Below are 20,232 nucleotides of genomic sequence, written 5' to 3' on the forward strand. Positions count from 1 at the left end.
GATCCGCAGCAGCGGTTGCTGCTGGAGGCGTCGTGGGAGTCGTTCGAGTCCGCCGGGCTGGACCCGCAGCAGTTGCGGGGCAGCCGGACGGGTGTGTTCGCGGGTGTGATGTATCACGACTATGCGTCGCAGCTCATGGGGTTGGCCGACGAGGTGGAGGGATACGTCGGTACGGGTACGTCGGGCAGCGTGTTGTCGGGTCGGGTGGCGTACACGTTCGGCTTGGAGGGCCCGGCGGTCACGGTGGACACCGCCTGTTCGTCCAGTCTCGTCGCGTTGCATCTGGCCGCGCAGGCGTTGCGCAGTGGCGAGTGTGATCTGGCGTTGGCCGGTGGCGTGACCGTCATGGCGACGCCCGGCACGTTCATCGAGTTCTCGCGGCAGCGTGGCCTGTCGGCCGACGGCCGCTGCCGGTCGTTCGCGGCGTCGGCGGACGGTACGGGTTGGTCCGAGGGTGTGGGCGTGTTGCTCGTGCAGCGACTCTCCGACGCGCAGCGGGAGGGCCGGCGGATCCACGCCGTGGTGCGGGGCACGGCGGTGAACCAGGATGGTGCCTCGAACGGGCTGACGGCCCCCAACGGCCCGTCGCAGCAGCGGGTGATCCGGCAGGCCCTCGCGAACGCGCGGCTCACCACCGCCGACGTGGACGCCGTGGAGGCGCACGGCACCGGCACGACCCTGGGTGACCCGATCGAGGCGCAGGCGTTGCTGGCGACGTACGGGCAGGACCGGCCCGCCGACCGGCCGCTCTGGCTGGGCTCGATCAAGTCGAACATCGGGCACACGCAGGCGGCAGCCGGTGTGGCCGGTGTGATCAAGATGGTGTTGGCGATGCGCCACGGCGTCGTCCCGGCGACGCTGCACGTGGACGAGGCATCCCCGCACGTCGACTGGACGGCCGGGGCGGTCGCCCTCGCTACCGGGCCGACGCCGTGGCCGCGGATGGGCCGGCCGCGTCGGGCAGGGGTGTCGTCGTTCGGGATCTCCGGCACCAACGCGCACGTGATCATCGAGCAGCCGCCCGCCGAGACGGTCGGCGCGCGGCCCACCGACCGGCCGCGCGCCGACCTCGTACCCCTCGTGCTCTCCGCCGTGGACGCCCCGGCGCTGCGCGACCAGGCGGCCCGGCTGGGCGCGCACCTCGCGGCGCACCCGGAGCTGGCGCCGGCCGACGTCGCGCGCGCCCTGGTCACCACCCGGGCCACGTTCGACCACCGCGCCGTCGTCCTCGGCCGCGACACCGTCGACCTGACGCGGGCCCTGGAGTCGTTCCACCTCGGCGAGGCCACCGCCGCCGTCACCGGCGTCGCGGCGCGCGCCGCCGACCCGGTCCTCGTCTTCCCCGGCCACGGCGACCCGTGGCCCGCCGCGACCGTCGAGCTGCTGGACCGGGCACCGGAGTTCGCCGCCGCGATCGTCGCCTGCGAGGCGGCCCTCGCCCCCCACGTGGACTGGTCGCTCGCCGCCGTGCTGCGCGGCGCGGACGGCGCCCCCACCCCGGCCGACCCCGAAGTGGCGCCGGCCGTCCGGTGGGCCGTGGCCGTCTCGCTGGGACGCTGGTGGCGCTCCCTCGGCGTACGACCCGCCGCCGTGCTCGGGCACGCTCACGGCGCGCTCGCGGCCGCCTGCGTGGCCGGCGCGCTGTCGCTGGAGGACGCGGCGAGGACGATCGCCCTCGCCAGCCCGGCGGAGGACGGCGCGGACGCGCTGGCCGGCATCACCCTCCGGGCGGCCGAGGTGCCGCTGTACCCGGCGACGACCGGCGGCCCGGTCGACACCGACGGCCTCGACGCCGCCCGCTGGTACCGGGACCTGACCGCCGACGCCGACGCGGAACCGGCCGTACGCGCCCTGCTCGACGAGGGCCACCGGGTCCTCCTCGAGGCTGCCCCGGCGACCGTGCTGGCAGCCGGCATCCGCGAGAGCGCGCGGGCCGACGACGCCGTCGTGGTGGCCGCCGACGACACCGTGGCCGGCGGCTGGCAGCGCATGCTGACGGTCCTCGCCGGGCTGCACGTGCACGGCGTGCCCGTCGACTGGACGGCGATCCTGGGCGCCCCCACCGGCCCGCCGCTCCCGCTGCCCACGTACGCCTTCCAGCGTCAGCGCTACTGGCCGCAGCCGACGGCGGCGACCGCCCCCGCCCCCGCCGGCACCGACGAGGCGGACCGGCACTTCTGGGAGGCAGTGGAACGCGCCGACGCGTCTGCCCTGGCCGCCGCCATGCGCATCGACGAGGCCACGGTCAGCTCCCTCGACCCCGCGCTGCCGCTGCTGTCCTCCTGGCGCCGGCGCCGCCGCGACGAGTCCACCGTGGACTCGTGGCGCTACCGGGTGACCTGGAAGCCGCTGGCCGTCGCGCCGGAGGCCACCCTCGCCGGCACGTGGCTGCTGGTCGTGCCGGCCGCCGAAGCCGAGCACCCCCTGGTCGACGGCGTCGCCCGGGCGCTGGGCGAGGGCGGGGCCGAGGTCGTCCGGATCGACGTGCCGGAGACGGGCCGGCCGGCGCTGGCCGAGCGGCTGGCGCGTACCGGCGGGCCCGTCGCCGGAGTGCTCTCCCTGCTCGGCCTGGACGACGCGCCGCACCCGGCCCACCCGGTCGTCCCGGCGGGTCTGGCCGCCACGTACGCCCTGGTCCAGGCCCTCGGCGACACCGGCGTCACCGCCCCGCTGTGGTGCGCCACCACCGGCGCGGTCTCGGCCGGCCGCGCCGACCAGCTCGACCGCCCCCGCCAGGCGATGCTCTGGGGGCTCGGCCGGGTGGTCGCCCTGGAACACCCGGACCGCTGGGGCGGACTGCTGGACCTGCCCGCCGAGCTGGACCCCCGGGACCGGGCCCGGCTCGGGGCGGTGCTGGCAGGCGTCGACGCGGAGGACCAGCTGGCGCTGCGCCCCTCCGGGGTGTTCGCCCGGCGACTGGTCCGCGCCCGCGCCGAGCGCACCGCGACGCAGGACTGGCGTCCCGCCAGCGGCGCCGTCCTGGTAACCGGCGGCCTCGGGTCCATCGGGGCCCAGGTGGCCCGCTGGCTGGCCCGCGAGGGCGTGGGTGAGCTGGTGCTGACCGGCCGCCAGGGCCCCGCCACGCCCGGCGCCGACGAGCTGGCCGACGAACTGCGCGCCACCGGCACCACAGTCACCGTGGCCGCCTGCGACGTCGCCGACGCGGCCGCCGTACGGGCCCTCGTCGGGCGGCTCGCCGGGCAGGGCACCCGCGTCGGGGCCGTGTTCCACATCGCCGGCGTCGCCCACGCCGCGCCCGTCGCGGCCACCGACGTCGCCGACCTCGCCGACGCCCTGCGGGCCAAGGTGGCGGGCGCGGTCAACCTCGACGAGGCGTACGGCGACGAACTGTCGGCGTTCGTGCTCTTCTCCTCCGGCGCGGGCGTCTGGGGCGGCGGGCACCAGGGCGGCTACGCCGCCGCCAACGCCTTCCTCGACGCGCTCGCCGAGGACCGGCGACGGCGCGGACGGGCCGCCACCGCCATCGCCTGGGGCGCCTGGGACGGCGGCGGCATGGTCGACGCCGAGGGCGCCGCCGACCAGATGTTCCGCTCGGGAGTCCGGGCCATGCGCCCCGACCTCGCGGTCTCCGTCCTGGCCGAGGCGCTCGACCACGGCGACACCACGCTCACCGTGGCGGACATCGCCTGGGACCGGTTCCTGCAGACCTACACGCTGGCCCGCCCCCGGCCGCTGATCGCCGACATTCCCGAGGCGGCCCGGCTGCTGGCGGCCGGGCAGCGCGACGGCGGCACGCCCGACGCGGCGTCCCCGCTCCGCGGCCGGCTGGCCGGCCTCGCCGCCCCGGAACGCCGCCGGGTCCTGCTCGACCTCGTACGCGTCCACGCGGCGGCGGTGCTGCGCCTGTCCTCGCCGCAGGCGCTGGCGGCGGACCGGTCGTTCCGGGAGATCGGCTTCGACTCGCTCAGCGCCGTCGAGATGCGCAACCGCCTCGCCGAGGCGGTGGGGCTGAACCTGCCGGCGACCCTGGTGTTCGACCGCCCGACGCCCGACGCCCTCGCCGAGCACCTGGCGGGCAGGCTCGCGGGCGACGACACCCCGGCGGCCGAGCCCGTGCGGTCCGCCACCGCGCTGGACGAGCCGATCGCCGTCGTCTCGATGAGCTGCCGCTACCCCGGCGGCGTCGCCGGCCCCGAGGACCTGTGGCGACTCGTCGCCGAGGGACGCGACGGCATAGCGGAGTTCCCGACCGACCGGGGCTGGGACCTGGCAGCCATCTACGACCCCGATCCCGACCGGCCCGGCACCTCGTACGTGCGCGAGGGCGGCTTCCTCACCGACGCCGCCGGCTTCGACGCCGCCCTGTTCGGCATCTCCCCGCGCGAGGCGATGGTGATGGACCCGCAGCAACGGGTGCTGCTGGAGAGCGCCTGGGAGCTGTTCGAGCGGGCCGGCACCGCGCCCGCCGACATGCGGGAGACAAACACCGGCGTCTTCGTCGGCACCAACGGCCAGGACTACGCGACGCTGCTGATGGCCGCCCGGGTCGAGACCGAGGGCTACCAGGCCACCGGCAACGTCGCCGCCGTCATCAGCGGTCGGCTGGCCTACCACTTCGGGTTGCAGGGCCCCGCCGTCAGCGTCGACACCGCCTGCTCGTCGTCGCTGGTGGCGCTGCACCTGGCCTGCCAGTCCCTGCGGCAGGGCGAGTGCGACGTCGCGGTCGCCGGCGGCGTGACGGTGATGGCCACCCCCGGCCCGTTCCTGGAGTTCGCCCGGCAACGGGGGCTCGCCCTCGACGGCCGGTGCAAGTCGTTCGCCGGGGCCGCCGACGGCACCGGCTGGGGCGAGGGCGTCGGCTTGGTGATGTTGCAGCGGCTCTCCGACGCCCAACGCGACGGCCGGCGGATCCTCGCCGTCGTGCGCGGCTCGGCGATGAACCAGGACGGCGCCAGCAACGGCCTGACCGCCCCCAACGGGCCCGCGCAGGAGCGGGTGATCAACCAGGCGCTGGCCAACGCGCGGTTGAGCGCCGTCGACGTGGACGCCGTCGACGGGCACGGCACCGGCACCCGGCTCGGCGACCCGATCGAGGCGCAGGCCCTGCTGGCCACGTACGGGCGGCAGCGCCCCGCCGACCGGCCGCTCTGGCTCGGCTCGGTGAAGTCGAACATCGGCCACACCCAGGCAGCCGCCGGCGTCTCCGGCGTGATCAAGATGGTGCTGGCCCTCCAGCACGACCTGCTGCCGCCCACCCTGCACGTGGACGAGCCGTCGCCGCACGTGGACTGGTCGGCCGGCGCCGTCGCGCTGCTGACCGAGGCGCAGCCGTGGCCGGACGTGGACCGGCCGCGCCGCGCCGGCGTGTCGTCGTTCGGGGTCAGCGGCACCAACGTGCACGTCATCCTCGAACAGGCGCCCGCCACGCCCCCGGCCGACACCGGCGCCGCCCGTCCGGCCGGCGCCGACGCGCCCACCACCAGCTCCAGCCGCGGCACGCTCGGCGCCGCCGAGGGGACGCCGCTGCTGCCGTGGCTCGTATCGGCAGACACCGCCGACAGCCTGCGGGCACAGGCGGCCCGGCTGGCCGACTGGCTGCCGGGCAGCGGGACGCCCGCCGCCGACGCGGCCCGGGCACTGGCCACCGGACGGTCCCCGCTGCGGCACCGCGCGGTGCTGCTCGCCGCCGACGCCGACGCCGCCCTCGCCGGCCTGCGGGCCCTGGCCGCCGGGCAGGACCACCCCGGGCTCACCCGGGGCGCCGCCGAGCCCGGCGGCGCGCTGGCGGCGCTCTTCTCCGGCCAGGGCGCGCAGCACGCCGGGATGGGCCGACGCCTGTGGGAGACGTTCCCCGTCTTCGCGGCGACCCTCGACGAGGCGTGCCAGCACCTGGACGCGTACCTGCCGCGGCCGCTGCGCACGGTGCTGTTCGCCGAGCCCGGCACCGCCGAGGCCGACCTGCTCGACCAGACCGTCTTCACCCAGGCCGGGCTCTTCGCGGTCGAGGTGGCGCTGTTCCGGCTGCTCGAACACTGGGGGATCCGGCCCGACTTCGTGGCCGGGCACTCGGTCGGGGAGATCAGCGCGGCCCACGTCGCCGGGGTGCTCGACCTGGCCGACGCCTGCGCGCTCGTCGGCAACCGGGGGCGCCTGATGCAGGCCCTGCCACCCGGCGGCGGGATGCTCGCCGTCGCCGCGCCCGAGGTCGACGTGCTGCGGGCCCTGTCCGGCACGCCGGGACAGCCCGCCGTCGCCGCCGTCAACGGGCCGGCCGCCGTCGTCGTCGCCGGGGCCGAAGACGTGCTGACCGAACTGGCCGCCCACTTCACCGACCTCGGCGTACGCACCAAGCGGCTGCGGGTCAGCCACGCCTTCCACAGCCCGCTGATGGAGCCGATGCTCGCCGAGTTCGCGGCCGTCGCGGCGACCCTGTCGTACGCCCCGCCGACGGTGCCGCTGGTGTCGAACCTGACCGGCACGGTCGTCGACCCCGAGCAGCTCTGCACACCCGACTACTGGGTCCGCCACGTCCGCGAGGCGGTCCGCTTCGCCGACACCGTGACCCACATGTACTCCCACGGGGTGACCCGGTTCCTGGAGATCGGGCCGGACACCGTGCTGACCGCCCTGACCGCCGACGCGCTGCCGGTGGACGCGCCGGTCGTCGTGACCGGCGTGCAGCGGCCCGGCCAGGACGAGGTGGCCACCCTGCTCGGCGCGGTGGCCCGGCTGCACTGCCACGGCGTGCCCGTACGTTTCCCGGCACTGCTGCCCGCCGCCGCCCCGGTGGACCTGCCCACGTACGCGTTCGCCCACCAGCGGTTCTGGCCGACTCTCGACGCCGCGGCGACCCACACCCCCGCCGCCGCGCACGACGACGTCGACTCGGCGTTCTGGCGGGCCGTGGCATCCGGCGACGGCGACGCGCTCGCCGGCCGGCTCGGCCTCGACGCGGACCGGCCGCTGCGGGAACTGCTGCCGGACCTGGACCGGTGGCGGCGCCAGCAGCAGGAGGACACCCTCGCCGGCGGCTGGCGCTACCGGATCACCTGGCGCCCGCGGGCGCTCGTCGCGGGTGCCGTCGACGGCACGTGGACCCTGGTGCACAGCGGTACGGACCAGCCGGTCGTCGACCGGCTCGCCGAACTGCTCACCGCGCGGGGCGGCACCGTGCGGCAGCTCGCCGTCGACCCGGCGACGACCGACCGGAGCGCGCTCGCCGGGCAGCTCGCCGCCCCGGCGCCCACCCGGATCGTGTCGCTGCTCGCCCTCGACGAGCGGGCGCACCCCGACCGCCCGGCCGTGCCGCTGGGCCTGACCGCGAACCTGGCCCTGGTGCAGGCGGTCACGGACGCCCTGCCACCGGTGCCGCTGTGGCTGCTGACCCGGCAGGCCGTGGCCACCGGCGCCGACGACCCCGTCGCCCACCCCGCCCAGGCCACCACATGGGGCCTCGGCCTGGTGACCGCGCTGGAACACCCCCGGCACTGGGGCGGCCTGCTGGACCTGCCCGCCACCCTGGACACCGCCGCCGAGGGAGTCCTGGCGGCCCTCACCGCCGCCGGCGACGAGGACCAGCTCGCGGTGCGCGACTCCGGGACGTACCTGCGGCGGCTGGAGCGCGCGCCCCGCGCCGAGGCGCCGGCCGGCTGGCAGGCGCCGGGCACCGTCCTGGTCACCGGCGGCACCGGCGCCGTCGGCCGGTACGCCGCCGGCTGGTTCGCCCGGCACGGCGCGCGGCGACTGCTGCTGGTCAGCCGGCGCGGCGCGACGGCCCCCGGCGCGGACGAGGCGGTGGCGGAACTGGCCGCCCTCGGTGCCGAGGCGCGGGTGCTGGCCTGCGACCTGGCCGACCGGGACGCGGTCGCCGACCTGATCCGTGGGCTGCGCGCCGACGGTGAGACCGTGCACGCCGTGGTGCACGCCGCCGGGGTGGGCCGGCTCGCCCCGGTCACCGCCGTGACCGAGGCGGAACTCGCCGACGTCGTCTCCGGAAAGATCGCCGGCGCACGGCACCTCGACGAGTTCCTCGACCCGGAGCCGCTCGACCTGGTCGTGCACTTCTCCTCCATCGCGGCCGTCTGGGGCGTCGGCGACCACGGGGCGTACGCCGCCGGCAACGCCTTCCTGGACGCCTGGGCGCAGTCCCGGCCGGCCGGGCGGGCCCGGCACCTCTCGGTGAACTGGGGACCGTGGGCCGGCGGCGGCATGGTGACCGACGCGCACGCGGCGGCCATGAGCCGGCGCGGGGTGTCCCTGCTCGACCGGGAACCGGCGATGGCCGCCCTGCGCGCCGGCCTCGACGGCGACGACACCGCCCTCACCGTCGCCGACATCGACTGGGAACGCTTCGCGCCGGTGTTCGCCTCCGCCCGGCCCCGGCCGCTGATCAGCGAGATCGCCGAGGTGGCCGCCCAGGCCGCGGCGGCGCGCGCCGACGCCGAGGGCGGCGACCACGTCGCCGGCGAACTGCGCAAGCGGCTCGGCGAGCTGTCGCAGGCCGAACAGGCACGGCTGCTGGTCGATCTCATCCGCACCGCCGCGGGCGAGGTCATCGGCCACGACAGCCCGTACGCAGTGGAGGCCGGGCGGCCCTTCCGGGACCTCGGCTTCGACTCGCTCACCGCCGTGGAGCTGCGGGGCCGGCTGGCCCGCTCGACCGGGCTCAGCCTGCCCAGCTCGGTGGTGTTCGACCACCCGACCCCGCAGGCGCTGGCCGAGCACCTGCGGGCCGAACTGCTCGACGAAGTGTCGGTGGAGGCGCTGCCCACCCTCACGGAGCTGGACCAGTTGGAGAGCGCCCTCGCGCTGCGCGACCCGGACGACATCGGCCGGGTGCGGATCACGATGCGCCTGCACAGCCTGCTCGAACGGCTCGGCGCCGCCGAGGAACGTCGGGAGGACGCCGCCGAGGTGGCCGGCCGGCTGCGGGCGGCCAGCAACCAGGAGCTGTTCGACCTCATCGACCAGGACCTCGGGCTCTCCTGAGCCGCCCGGGGATCTGTGGTGTCACGAGAAAGCGAGATGTCATGGCGGACGAAGATCGGCTGCGTGAATACCTGACGCGGGTCGTCGCCGAGCTGCAGCAGACCCGCCAACGGCTGCGCGAGGTCACCGCCGAGGAGTCCGAGCCGGTGGCGATCGTGGCGATGAGCTGCCGCTACCCGGGCGGCATCAGCTCGCCCGAGGAGCTCTGGGAGTTCGTCTCGTCCGGCGGGGACGCCATCGGCGACTTTCCCACCGACCGCGGCTGGGACCTGGACCGGCTCTACCACGCCGACCCGGACAACGCCGGCACCTCGTACACCACCGCCGGCGGCTTCCTGCGCGACGCGGGGCAGTTCGACGCCGCGCTCTTCGGCATCTCGCCGCGTGAGGCGGTCGCCATGGACCCGCAGCAGCGGCTGCTGCTGGAGGTCACCTGGGAGCTGTTCGAACGCGCCGGAATCGCCCCGCTGTCGCTGCGTGGCAGCCGCTCCGGCGTCTTCGTGGGCACGTCCGGGCAGGACTACGCCGCCGTGCTCCACCGGGCGCCCGGCGTCGAGGGGTACGTGCTGACCGGCACCGCCGCCAGTGTCGTGTCCGGTCGGCTGGCGTACACGTTCGGCCTCGAAGGCCCGTCGGTCACCGTGGACACCGCCTGCTCGTCGGCGTCGGTCGCCATCCATCTCGCCTGCCAGGCGCTGCGCCAGCGCGAGTGTGGTCTCGCCCTGGCCGGCGGCGCGACCGTGCTGGCCACCCCCGGCCCGTTCGTCGAGTTCTCCCGGCAGCGCGGCCTCGCCGCCGACGGCCGGTGCAAGTCGTTCGCCGCCTCCGCCGACGGCACCGGCTGGTCCGAGGGCGTCGGCATGCTGCTGCTGGAACGGCTCAGCGACGCCCGCCGCAACGGCCACCCCGTGCTCGGCGTCATCCGCAGCTCGGCGGTCAACTCCGACGGCGCGTCGAACGGCCTCACCGCCCCCAACGGCCCGTCCCAGCAGCGGGTCATCCGGCAGGCCCTGGCCGGCGCGAAGCTCACCCCCGACCTGGTCGACGTCGTGGAGGCGCACGGCACGGGCACCACCCTCGGCGATCCGATCGAGGCCCAGGCCCTGCTCGCCACGTACGGCCGGGAGCGGGGCGACGCCGCGCCGCTGCTGCTCGGCTCGATCAAGTCCAACATCGGGCACACGCAGGCCGCCGCCGGCATCGCCGGTGTGATCAAGATGGTGCTGGCGATGCGGCACGGCGTCGTGCCGGCCACCCTGCACGTCGACGAGCCCACCCCGCACGTGGACTGGGCCGCCGGCGCGGTCACCCTCGTCACCGAGGCCACGCCGTGGCCGGCCGTGGACCGGCCGCGACGGGCCGCCGTCTCGTCGTTCGGGATGAGCGGCACCAACACCCACCTCATCCTCGAACAGCCCGAACCGGCCGGCGTCGAGGCGGACCACCCGGTGGCGCCCGCGCCGGTGCTACTCACCGGCCGCACCCGCACCGCGCTGCGCCGCCAGGCCGAGCGCTGGTCGGCCTACGTCGCCGACGACGCGCACCTGCGCCCGGCCGACGTCGCCTGGACCTCGGCGGTCTCCCGCTCGCCCCTGGAGCACCGGGCGGTCGTGCTCGCCGACGACCGCGACGGCCTGCTCGCCGCGCTGCACGCCCTCGCCGACGACCGGCCCGCCCCCGGGCTGGTCACCGGCGCCGCCGCCGACCGCGGCGGGGTCGCGTTCCTCTTCTCCGGCCAGGGCGCCCAGCGCGCCGGCGCGGGCCGGGAGCTGTACGAGGCGTACCCGGTCTTCGCGGAGGCGCTCGACGAGGTCTGCGGCCACCTCGACCACCGGCTGCCCCGGCCGCTGAAGCCGCTGCTGTTCGCCGAGCCCGGCACCGCCGAGGCCGACCTGCTCGACCAGACCGTCTTCACCCAGGCCGCGCTGTTCGCCGTCGAGGTGGCGCTGCACCGGCTGCTCGGCTCCTGGGGGCTGGCCCCCGACGTGGTCGCCGGGCACTCCGTCGGTGAGCTGACCGCCGCCCACGTGGCCGGCGTGCTCAGCCTCGACGACGCGTGCGCCCTCGTCGCCGCCCGGGGGCGGCTCATGCAGGACCTGCCCACCGGCGGCGCGATGCTCGCCGTGGCCGCCGACGAGGCCCGGGTCGCCGAGTCGATCGCCGCGCTGACCGGCCGGGTCGCCGTCGCCGCCGTCAACGGCCCCGACGCCGTCGTCGTCTCCGGCGACGCGGCGGCCATCGACGAGCTGGCGGAACTCTGGACCGGCCGGGGGGTGAAGGTGCGGCGGCTGCGGGTCAGCCACGCCTTCCACAGCCCGCTGATGGAGCCGATGCTCGCCGAGTTCGCCGCCGTCGCCGCCCGCCTCGACCTGCGTGCCCCCACCCTGCCGGTGGTGTCCAACGTGACCGGCGAGCTGGCCGACCCGGCACAGCTCACCGACCCCGGCTACTGGGTGCGCCACGTCCGGGAGGCGGTCCGCTTCGCCGACGGCGTACGCGCCCTGCGGGCCCACGGCGTCGGCACCTTCGTGGAGGTCGGGCCGGACGCCGTGCTCACCGCCAGCGTCCAGGAGACCCTCGCCGGGATCGAGACCGACGCCGTCGACGCCGCCTCCGCCGTGGTGGTGCCGGTGCTGCGCCGGGACCGCCCGGACCGCCGTGCCCTGCTCGCCGCCCTCGCCCGGTTGCACGTCGCCGGCACCCCGCCGCACTGGGCGGACGTCCTCGCCGGCCGGCTCGTCGACCTGCCCACCTACCCGTTCGAGGGGCAGCACTACTGGGTGCCGGCCGAGGCGCCCGCCGACGACACCACGACGGGCGGGGCCGGCGCGCTCGACCGCCGGTTCTGGGCGGCCGTCGAACGCGCCGACCTCGACGCGCTGCGCGACACCCTCGCCGTCACCGACACCGCCGCCGCCGAGTCGCTGCGTACCCTGCTGCCCGTCCTCGCCGACTGGCGGCGGCAGCGGCAGGAACACTCGGTCCTCGACGGCTGGCGGTACCGGGAGGAATGGCAGGTGGCCCCCGAGCCCGCCTCCGCCCGGCTGGCCGGCACCTGGCTGCTGGCGCTGCCCGCCGACGACGCCGACGACCCGGCGGCACGGGCCGTCCGGGCCGCGCTGACCGGCGCCGGCGCCGACGTGCTGCCACTGACCGTGGAGCCGGACGCCGACCGGGCCGGCCTCGCGGCGGCCCTCGCCGGCACCGAGCCCACCGGCGTCGTGTCCCTGCTCGCCGGGGAACCACGCACCGCCGACGGCACCGTCCTGCCCGGCCTGGCCGCCACCCTCGCCCTCGTGCAGGCGCTCGGCGACGCCGGCGTGGCGGCGCCGCTGTGGCTGGTCACCCGGGGCGCGGTCGCCGCCGCCTCGTACGACCGGCTCGCCGACCCGGCGCAGGCCGCGATCTGGGGCCTCGGCCGGGTCGTCGGCGTCGAGGCGCCGCACCGCTGGGGCGGCCTGGTCGACCTGCCGTCCGACCCCGACGACCGGGCCGCCTTCCGGCTCGCCGCGATCCTCACCGGCTCGACCGGTGAGGACCAGCTCGCCGTACGCGGCCCCGGCGTCTTCGCCCGCCGCCTCGTCCGCGCCGCCCTCGGCGACCGTCCGCCGGCGCGCCGGTTCACGCCCACCGGAACCGCCCTGATCACCGGTGGCACCGGCGGGCTCGGCGCGCGCGCCGCCCGCTGGCTCGCCGCCGCCGGAGCCGAGCACGTCGTGCTGGTCAGCCGGCGCGGACCCGACGCCCCCGGCGCCGCCGAGCTGGAGGCCGAGCTGGCCGGCCTCGGGGCCCGGGTCACCGTCGCCGCCTGCGACATCGCCGACCGGGCCGCCCTCGCCGACCTGCTCGACCGGGTCGAGTCCGACGGCCCGCCGGTGCGTACCGTCGTGCACACCGCCGGCGTCGCGCAGTCCACCCCGCTGGCGGAGGTCACCCCCGCCGAGCTGGCCGAGGTGACAGTCGGCAAGACCGCCGGGGCCACCCACCTCGCCGGCCTGCTCGCCGACCGGGAGCTGGACGCCTTCGTCGTCTACTCGTCCATCGCCGCCACCTGGGGCAGTGGCGGGCAGGCCGGGTACGCGGCCGGCAACGCCTACCTGGACGCGCTCGTGCGGCGGCGGCGCGCCGACGGCCGGGCCGGCACCGCCATCGCCTGGGGCCCCTGGTCCGACGGCGGCATGCACGCGGCGGACGCCGAGCGCAACCTGCGCCGCCGGGGCCTGCCCGCCATGGACCCGGCCGTCGCCGTGGCCGCGTTGCAGCAGGCCCTCGACCACGACGACGTCACAGTGACGGTGGCCGACGTGGACTGGACCCGGTTCGCCCCCGCGTACGCCTCCGCGCGCCGCCGGCCGCTGCTGGAGGGCGTACCGGAGGCGCGGGCCGCCCTCGACGGCGGCGCCGCGGCCGACGACGGCGACGACGGCCCGGCGGCCACGCTGCGCCGCCGCCTCGCCGCGCTGACCCCGGCCCGCCGCGAGGAGATCGTCGCCGACCTGGTCCGCGAACTCGCCGCCGACGTGCTCGGCCACGACGGCGGGGCTGCCGCCGTGGGCGCGACCACCGCGTTCCGCGACCTCGGCTTCGACTCGTTGACCGCCGTGGAGCTGCGCAACCGGCTCGTCGCCGCCACCGGGCAGGCGCTGCCCACCACCCTGGTCTTCGACCACCCCACCCCGGTGGTGCTGTCCCGCTTCCTGCTCGCCGGCCTCTTCGGCGCCGACGCCGGGGCTGCTCCCGCAGCCGTCCCGGCCGCCGTGGGCGACGACGAGCCGGTGGCCATCGTCGCTACGGCCTGCCGCTACCCCGGTGGCGTCGACGGCCCCGAACGGCTGTGGCGCCTCGTCGCCGACGGCGTCGACGCGATCGGCGACTTCCCGACCGACCGGGGCTGGGACCTCGACCGGCTCTACGACCCCGACCCGGCCAACCCCGGCACCACGTACGCCGACAAGGGCGGCTTCCTGCACGGGGCGGGCGAGTTCGATGCCGGTTTCTTCGGGATCTCGCCGCGCGAGGCGGCGGCGATGGATCCGCAGCAGCGGTTGTTGCTGGAGGTTTCGTGGGAGGTGGTCGAGCGGGCAGGGGTTGAGCCTGGGGTTCTGCGGGGTTCGCGAACAGGGGTGTTCGTGGGCACGAATGGTCAGGACTATGGGGCCCTGCTGATGGCTGCGGGGGAGCAGGCCGAAGGGTTCGGGGCCACGGGCAACGCCGCGAGTGTGGTGTCGGGCCGGGTGGCGTACGCGTTGGGGTTGGAGGGGCCGGCGGTGTCGGTGGACACGGCGTGTTCGTCGTCGCTTGTGGCGTTGCACCTGGCGGTGCAGTCGCTGCGGCGTGGCGAGTGCGACCTGGCTCTCGCCGGCGGCGTCACGGTCATGGCCACCCCCGGCACCTTCTTCGAGTTCTCCCGGCAGCGGGGTCTCGCGGCTGACGGCCGGTGCAAGGCGTTCGCGGCGGGCGCGGATGGCACGGGCTGGGGTGAGGGTGTGGGTGTGCTGCTGGTGGAGCGGTTGTCGGACGCGCGGCGCAATGGTCATGAGGTGTTGGCGATCGTGCGGGGCAGCGCCGTCAACCAGGATGGTGCGTCGAACGGGTTGACCGCCCCGAACGGTCCGTCGCAGCAGCGGGTGATCCGGCAGGCCCTCGTGGACGCCCGGTTGGGCAGCGCGGATGTCGACGTGGTCGAGGCGCACGGCACGGGTACGACGCTCGGTGACCCGATCGAGGCGCAGGCCCTGCTGGCGACCTACGGCCAGGGCCGCGAGGGCGGCGAGCCGCTGCTGCTCGGTTCGGTCAAGTCGAACATCGGTCACACGCAGGCCGCCTCGGGCGTCGCTGGTGTGATCAAGATGGTGCTGGCGATGCGGGAGGGCGTGGTCCCGGCGACGCTGCACGTGGACGAGCCGTCCCCGCACATCGACTGGACGTCCGGCGCGGTGGAACTGGTGACGCAGTCGCGTCCGTGGCCGGTGGTGGACCGGGCGCGCCGGGCGGCGGTGTCGTCGTTCGGCATGTCCGGCACGAACGCGCACGTGATCATCGAGCAGGCCGACGGGATGGCCGAGGTCGTCGCTCCGGTCGAGCACGGCCCGGGCCTGGTTGCCTCGGATGTCGTGGTGTGGCCGGTGTCGGCACGGTCGAAGAGTGCGCTCGCGGGGCAGGCGGCCCGGCTCGCGGACTTCCTGCGCGAGCGCGGCGACGGCGGCGCCGGTCAGCTCCGGCGGACCGCCGGAGCCGTGGTGGATGCGGCGGCGGTGGGTTGGTCCCTCGCCGTCACCAGGTCGGTGTTCGACCAGCGGGCGGCTGTGGTCGGGTCGGGTATGGAGGAGTTGCTGGCGGGGCTGGACGCTCTGGCGTCGGGGTCGCCGGCGGGGAACGTCGTGACGGGTATGGCCGCCGGAACCGGTGCGGTGTTCGTGTTTCCGGGTCAGGGTGCGCAGTCGGTGCGGATGGCGGCGGGTCTGGTGGGTCGGACGCCGGTGTTCGACGCGCGTCTGGGGGAGTGTCAGCGGGCTCTCGCGCCGTATCTGGATGTGGACCTTGTTGCGGTGTTGACCGGTGAGGATGAGTCGTGGTTGGCGCGGGTGGAGGTCGTGCAGCCGGTGTTGTGGGCCGTCGGTATGGCGCTGGCGGCGGTGTGGCAGCACGTGGGTGTGGTTCCGGTGGCGGTGGTTGGTCATTCGCAGGGTGAGATCGGTGCGGCGTGTGTGGCGGGGATCCTCAGCCTGGAGGACGCGGCGAGGGCGGTGGCGTTGCGGTCGCGGGCGTTGACGGTGTTGCGGGGTACTGGGGCGATGGCGTCGGTTGATCTTTCTGCGGAGGCGGTGGCGGAGCGGTTGTCGGGGTTTCCGGGTGTTGGGGTGGCGGCGGTGAACGGTCCGTCGACTGTGGTGGTGTCGGGTCCGCCGCAGCCGGTTGCGGATCTGGTGGCGGCGTGTCAGGTCGATGGGGTGCGGGCGCGGTTGATTCCGGTGGACTATGCGTCGCATTCGGTGGCGGTGCGGGAGGTGGCGGAGGGGTTGCGCGCCGATCTGGCCGGTGTGACGCCGCGGCCCGGCAACGTTCGGATGGTGTCGACGGTGACCGGTGACTGGGTGGACCCGTTCTCGATGACGGCGGACTACTGGTACGACAACCTGCGGCAGACGGTGCGGTTCGACGCGGCTGTGCGGGTGGCGGTCGGGGCGGGGCACACGACGTTCGTGGAGATCAGTCCGCATCCGGTGTTGACGATGCCGGTGACGGCGATCCTGGACGACGCCGGTGTCACCGGGCACATCCTGGGCAGCCTGCGTCGTGGTGACGACGATCCGATGCGGTTGCTGACGAACCTCGCCACCGCCCATACGATCGGTCTGCCCGTCGACCTGACGGCCGTCCTCGCCGAGACCGGCGTGGTGGCACTGCCCACCTACGCCTTCGAACGGGGACGCTACTGGCTGGACGCTCCCGCGCACCTCGTACGCGACGTCGGCTCGGCCGGTCTCCAGGACACCGGGCACCCGCTGCTCAGCGCGGCCGTACCCGTCGCAGACGACGGGACGGTGGTGCTGACCGGTCGGCTGTCGGTGCGTACCCACCCGTGGCTGGCCGACCACGCCGTCGGCGGGGCGGTGATCGTCCCGGGCACCGGCGTCGTCGACATGGTGGTCCGGGCCGGCGACGAGGTCGACGCCGGCCAGGTGGGCGACCTGACGCTGATCAACCCGCTGGTGCTTCCCGCGACCGGCGCGGTGCAGGTGCAGGTACGCGTGGGCCCGCCCGCCGACAGCGGCGAGCGGAGCGTCACCGTGCACTCCCGCCCCGAGGAGGACGCCGACGCCGAGTGGACCCGGCACGCCGAGGGACTCCTGCTGCCGCAGCTGCCCGCCCCGGCGGCCGTACCGGGGCAGTGGCCGCCGGCCGACGCCGTCGAGGTCGACGCCGACCTGGACGCCTGGTACGTGCAGACGGCCGAGGGTGGCCTCGGCTACGGCCCCTCCTTCCGGGGGCTGCGCCGGGTGTGGCGCGGTGACGGCGAGGTCTACGCCGAGGTGGCCCTGCCCGAGGAGGTGAGCGCCGACGCGTCCCGCTTCGGGCTGCACCCGGCCCTGTTCGACGCGGCCCTCCAGGCCGGCGGGGTCACCGCCCTGCTCGGCGACGCGGCGGACACTCCCGGGGCGGGCTGGATGCCGTTCGCCTTCCGTTCGGTCGCCCTGCACGCCCACGGCGCCACCCGGCTGCGGGCGCGGCTGCGCCCCCTCGGCCCGGACACCGTCGCGGTCACGCTCGCCGACACCGCCGGCCAGCCGGTCGCCACCGTCGAGTCGCTGACGTTCCGCCCGGTCGCGGCGGGCCGAGCGGACGAGGCCGCCGCCCTGCGCCGCACGTCGGTGTTCCACCTGGACTGGACGCCGCTGACGGACACCGGCGCGGCGGCCGGGGAAGCCCGCTGGGCGCTGCTCGGCGACGACACCCTCGGCCTCGCCGGGGCCCTCGCCGCCGCCGGGCAGCCGGTGCGGTCCCACGCCGACCTGGCGGCCCTGGTCGCCGAGATCGGGGAGTCCGGGGACGTACCCGATGTGGTGCTGGACCTGCGCTCCGGCGCGGAGTCGGACCCGCAGCGGGCCGCTGAGGCCGCGCACGACGCGGCCCGCGACGCCCTCGCGCTGGTGCGGCAGTGGCTGGGCGAGCCCCGGCTGGAGCGGTCCCGGCTGGTGCTGCACACCCGGGGCGCCGTCGGCGCGGCCCCGGGCGAGGCTCCCTGCGACCTGGCCCAGGCGAGCCTGTGGGGGCTGGTCCGCTCGGCGCAGTCCGAACACCCCGGCCGGTTCACGCTGCTCGACACCGACGACGCCGCCGCCTCCCTGGCGGCCGTCCCGGCGGCCGTCGCCTCCGGCGAGCCGCAGCTCGCGCTGCGTGACGGCGCGCCGCTCGTGCCCCGGCTGGCCCGGGCCTGTGACGCCGGTGTGTTGCCGCTGCCCGCCGACGAGGTGCCGTGGCGCCTCGACGTCACCGAGAAGGGCACGCTGGAGAACCTCGCCCTGCTGCCCGGCCCGGAGGCGGGCGGGGAGCTGCCGGCGGGCCACGTCCTGGTCGGGATGCGCGCCTCCGGGCTGAACTTCCGCGACGTGGTGCTGGCCCTCGGCATGGTCCCCGACCAGGAGGTGCTGGGCAACGAGGGCGCCGGCGTGGTGCTCGGCGTGGGGCCGGGCGTCGCCGACCTCACCCCCGGCGACCGGGTGATGGGCATTTTCTCCGGCTCGTTCGCCTCGGCGGCGGTCACCGACCGCCGGCTGGTCACCCGCATCCCCGACGGCTGGTCCTACACCGACGCCGCCGCCGTGCCCGTGGTCTTCCTGACCGCCTGGTACGGGCTGGTGGAGCTGGCCCGGCTGCGCGCGGGCGAGTCCGTGCTCGTGCACGCGGCGGCCGGCGGCGTGGGCATGGCCGCCGTGCAGATCGCCCGCCACCTCGGCGCGGAGGTCTACGGCACGGCCGGCCCCGGCAAGTGGCCGGCGCTGCGCGACACCGGCTTCGACGACGCGCACCTCGCCTCCTCCCGCAGCCTCGACTTCGCCGACGAGTTCGCCCACCGCACCGGCGGGCGGGGCGTCGACGTGGTGCTCAACGCCCTGCGCGGTGAGTACGTCGACGCGTCGCTGCGGCTGCTCGCCGACGGCGGCCGGTTCGTCGAGATGGGCAAGACCGACAAGCGGGACCCGCGGCGGGTCGCCGCCGACCACCCGGGCGTCAGCTACCAGGTCTTCGATCTCATCGAGGCCGGCCCGGAGAAGATCGGCGCGATGCTGGGCGGGCTGATGGCGCTTTTCGCCGCCGGTGCGCTGCGGCCCCTGCCCCGGCGCACCTGGGACGTGCGGCGCGCCCCCGAGGCGTTCCGCTTCCTCAGCCAGGCCCGGCACGTCGGCAAGCTGGCCCTGAGCATTCCGCAGGCGCCCCGGCTCGACGGCACGGTCCTGGTCTCCGGGGCGACCGGCACCCTCGGCGCGCTGCTCTGCCGGCACCTGGTCACCGCGCACGGCGCCCGGCAGCTGCTGCTGGTCAGCCGGCGCGGCCCGGACGCCGAGGGCGCCGACGAGCTGCTCGCCGACCTGAAGGCGCGCGGCGCGGACGTGTCGATCGTCGCCGCCGACCTGGCCGACCCGGACGCCGTGGCGGACGTACTGTCCATGGTGGACCGGCGGCACCCGCTGCGCGCCGTCGTGCACGCCGCCGGCGTCCTCGACGACGCCACAGTCGAGTCGCTCACCCCCGACCGCCTCGCCGCGGTGCTGCGGCCCAAGGTCGACGTGGCGTGGAACCTGCACCGGGCCACCCTCGGCCACGACCTGAGCGCGTTCGTGCTCTTCTCCGCCGCCGCGGGCGTGTTCGGCGGTCCGGGCCAGGGCAACTACGCCGCCGGCAACGCGTTCCTCGACGCCCTGGCGGAGCACCGGCGGGCCCTCGGCCTGCCGGCGGTCGCGCTGGCGTGGGGCCGCTGGGCACAGGCCAGCGGCATGACGGGCCATCTCGACTCGGCCGACATCCGCCGCCTCGACCGGGGCGGCATGGCGGCGCTCTCCGACGCCGAGGGGCTCGCCCTGTTCGATGCTCTCTGGCGCTCGGAGCGGGCGACACTCATGCCCGCCAAGATCGTCACCGGCGTGGCCGCGCCCGGGTCGCCCGTACACCCGCTGCTGACCAACCTGGTCCGCGCCGCCGGCCGCCGGGCCGCGGCCGGCGAGGCCGCCGACGGGCAGGCGTACGCCGAGACGCTGCGCGCCCTGCCCGACGACAAGCGGGTACGCGCCCTGCGCGACCTGGTGCTGGCGCACGTGGCGGTCGTCCTCGGCCACGGCGACCCGGCCGGCATCGAGCCGACCCGCGCGTTCCGGGAGCTCGGCTTCGACTCGCTGACCGCCGTGGAGCTACGCAACCGGCTCGGCGCGGCCACCGGGCTGCGGCTGCCGGCGACGCTGGTCTTCGACAACCCGACGCCCGAGGCGCTCGCCGTCCACCTGGCCGGGCAGTTCGCCCCGGTGAGCCCGCCCGGCGAGCCGTCGGCGGCGGGCCGGGAACTCGACCGGCTGGAGGCGGCGCTCGTCGGGCTGGACCCGGCCGACGACGAGTTCCGCCGGATCACCGACCGGCTGCACGGCCTGCTGGGCCGGCTGACCGAGCGGCAGGCGGACGCGGACGGCGACGACGACCTGGAGTCGGCCACCGCCGAGAACATCTTCGACCTGATCGACCGCGAGCTGGAGACGTCGTGAGCACCAGCCGCAACGACATCGGCATGCCGAG

At 76.3% G+C, this 20,232-nt stretch carries 2 protein-coding genes; both read left to right on the top strand.

The features are described 5' to 3' along the window. Nucleotides 1-8,949 (top strand): type I polyketide synthase (locus tag GA0070215_RS18550; RefSeq protein WP_141708215.1); only part of this gene is annotated, 8,949 nt, incomplete at its 5' end. Between the two features lie 11 nt (nucleotides 8,950-8,960). Further along, nucleotides 8,961-20,201: a type I polyketide synthase gene (locus tag GA0070215_RS18555; protein ID WP_482194116.1), complete on the top strand. Its 11,241-nt coding sequence runs from the start codon at nucleotides 8,961-8,963 to the stop codon at nucleotides 20,199-20,201. Nucleotides 20,202-20,232: the final 31 nt, after the last annotated feature.

This window comes from Micromonospora marina, assembly GCF_900091565.1.
GTDB classification, from domain to species: Bacteria; Actinomycetota; Actinomycetes; order Mycobacteriales; family Micromonosporaceae; genus Micromonospora; species Micromonospora marina.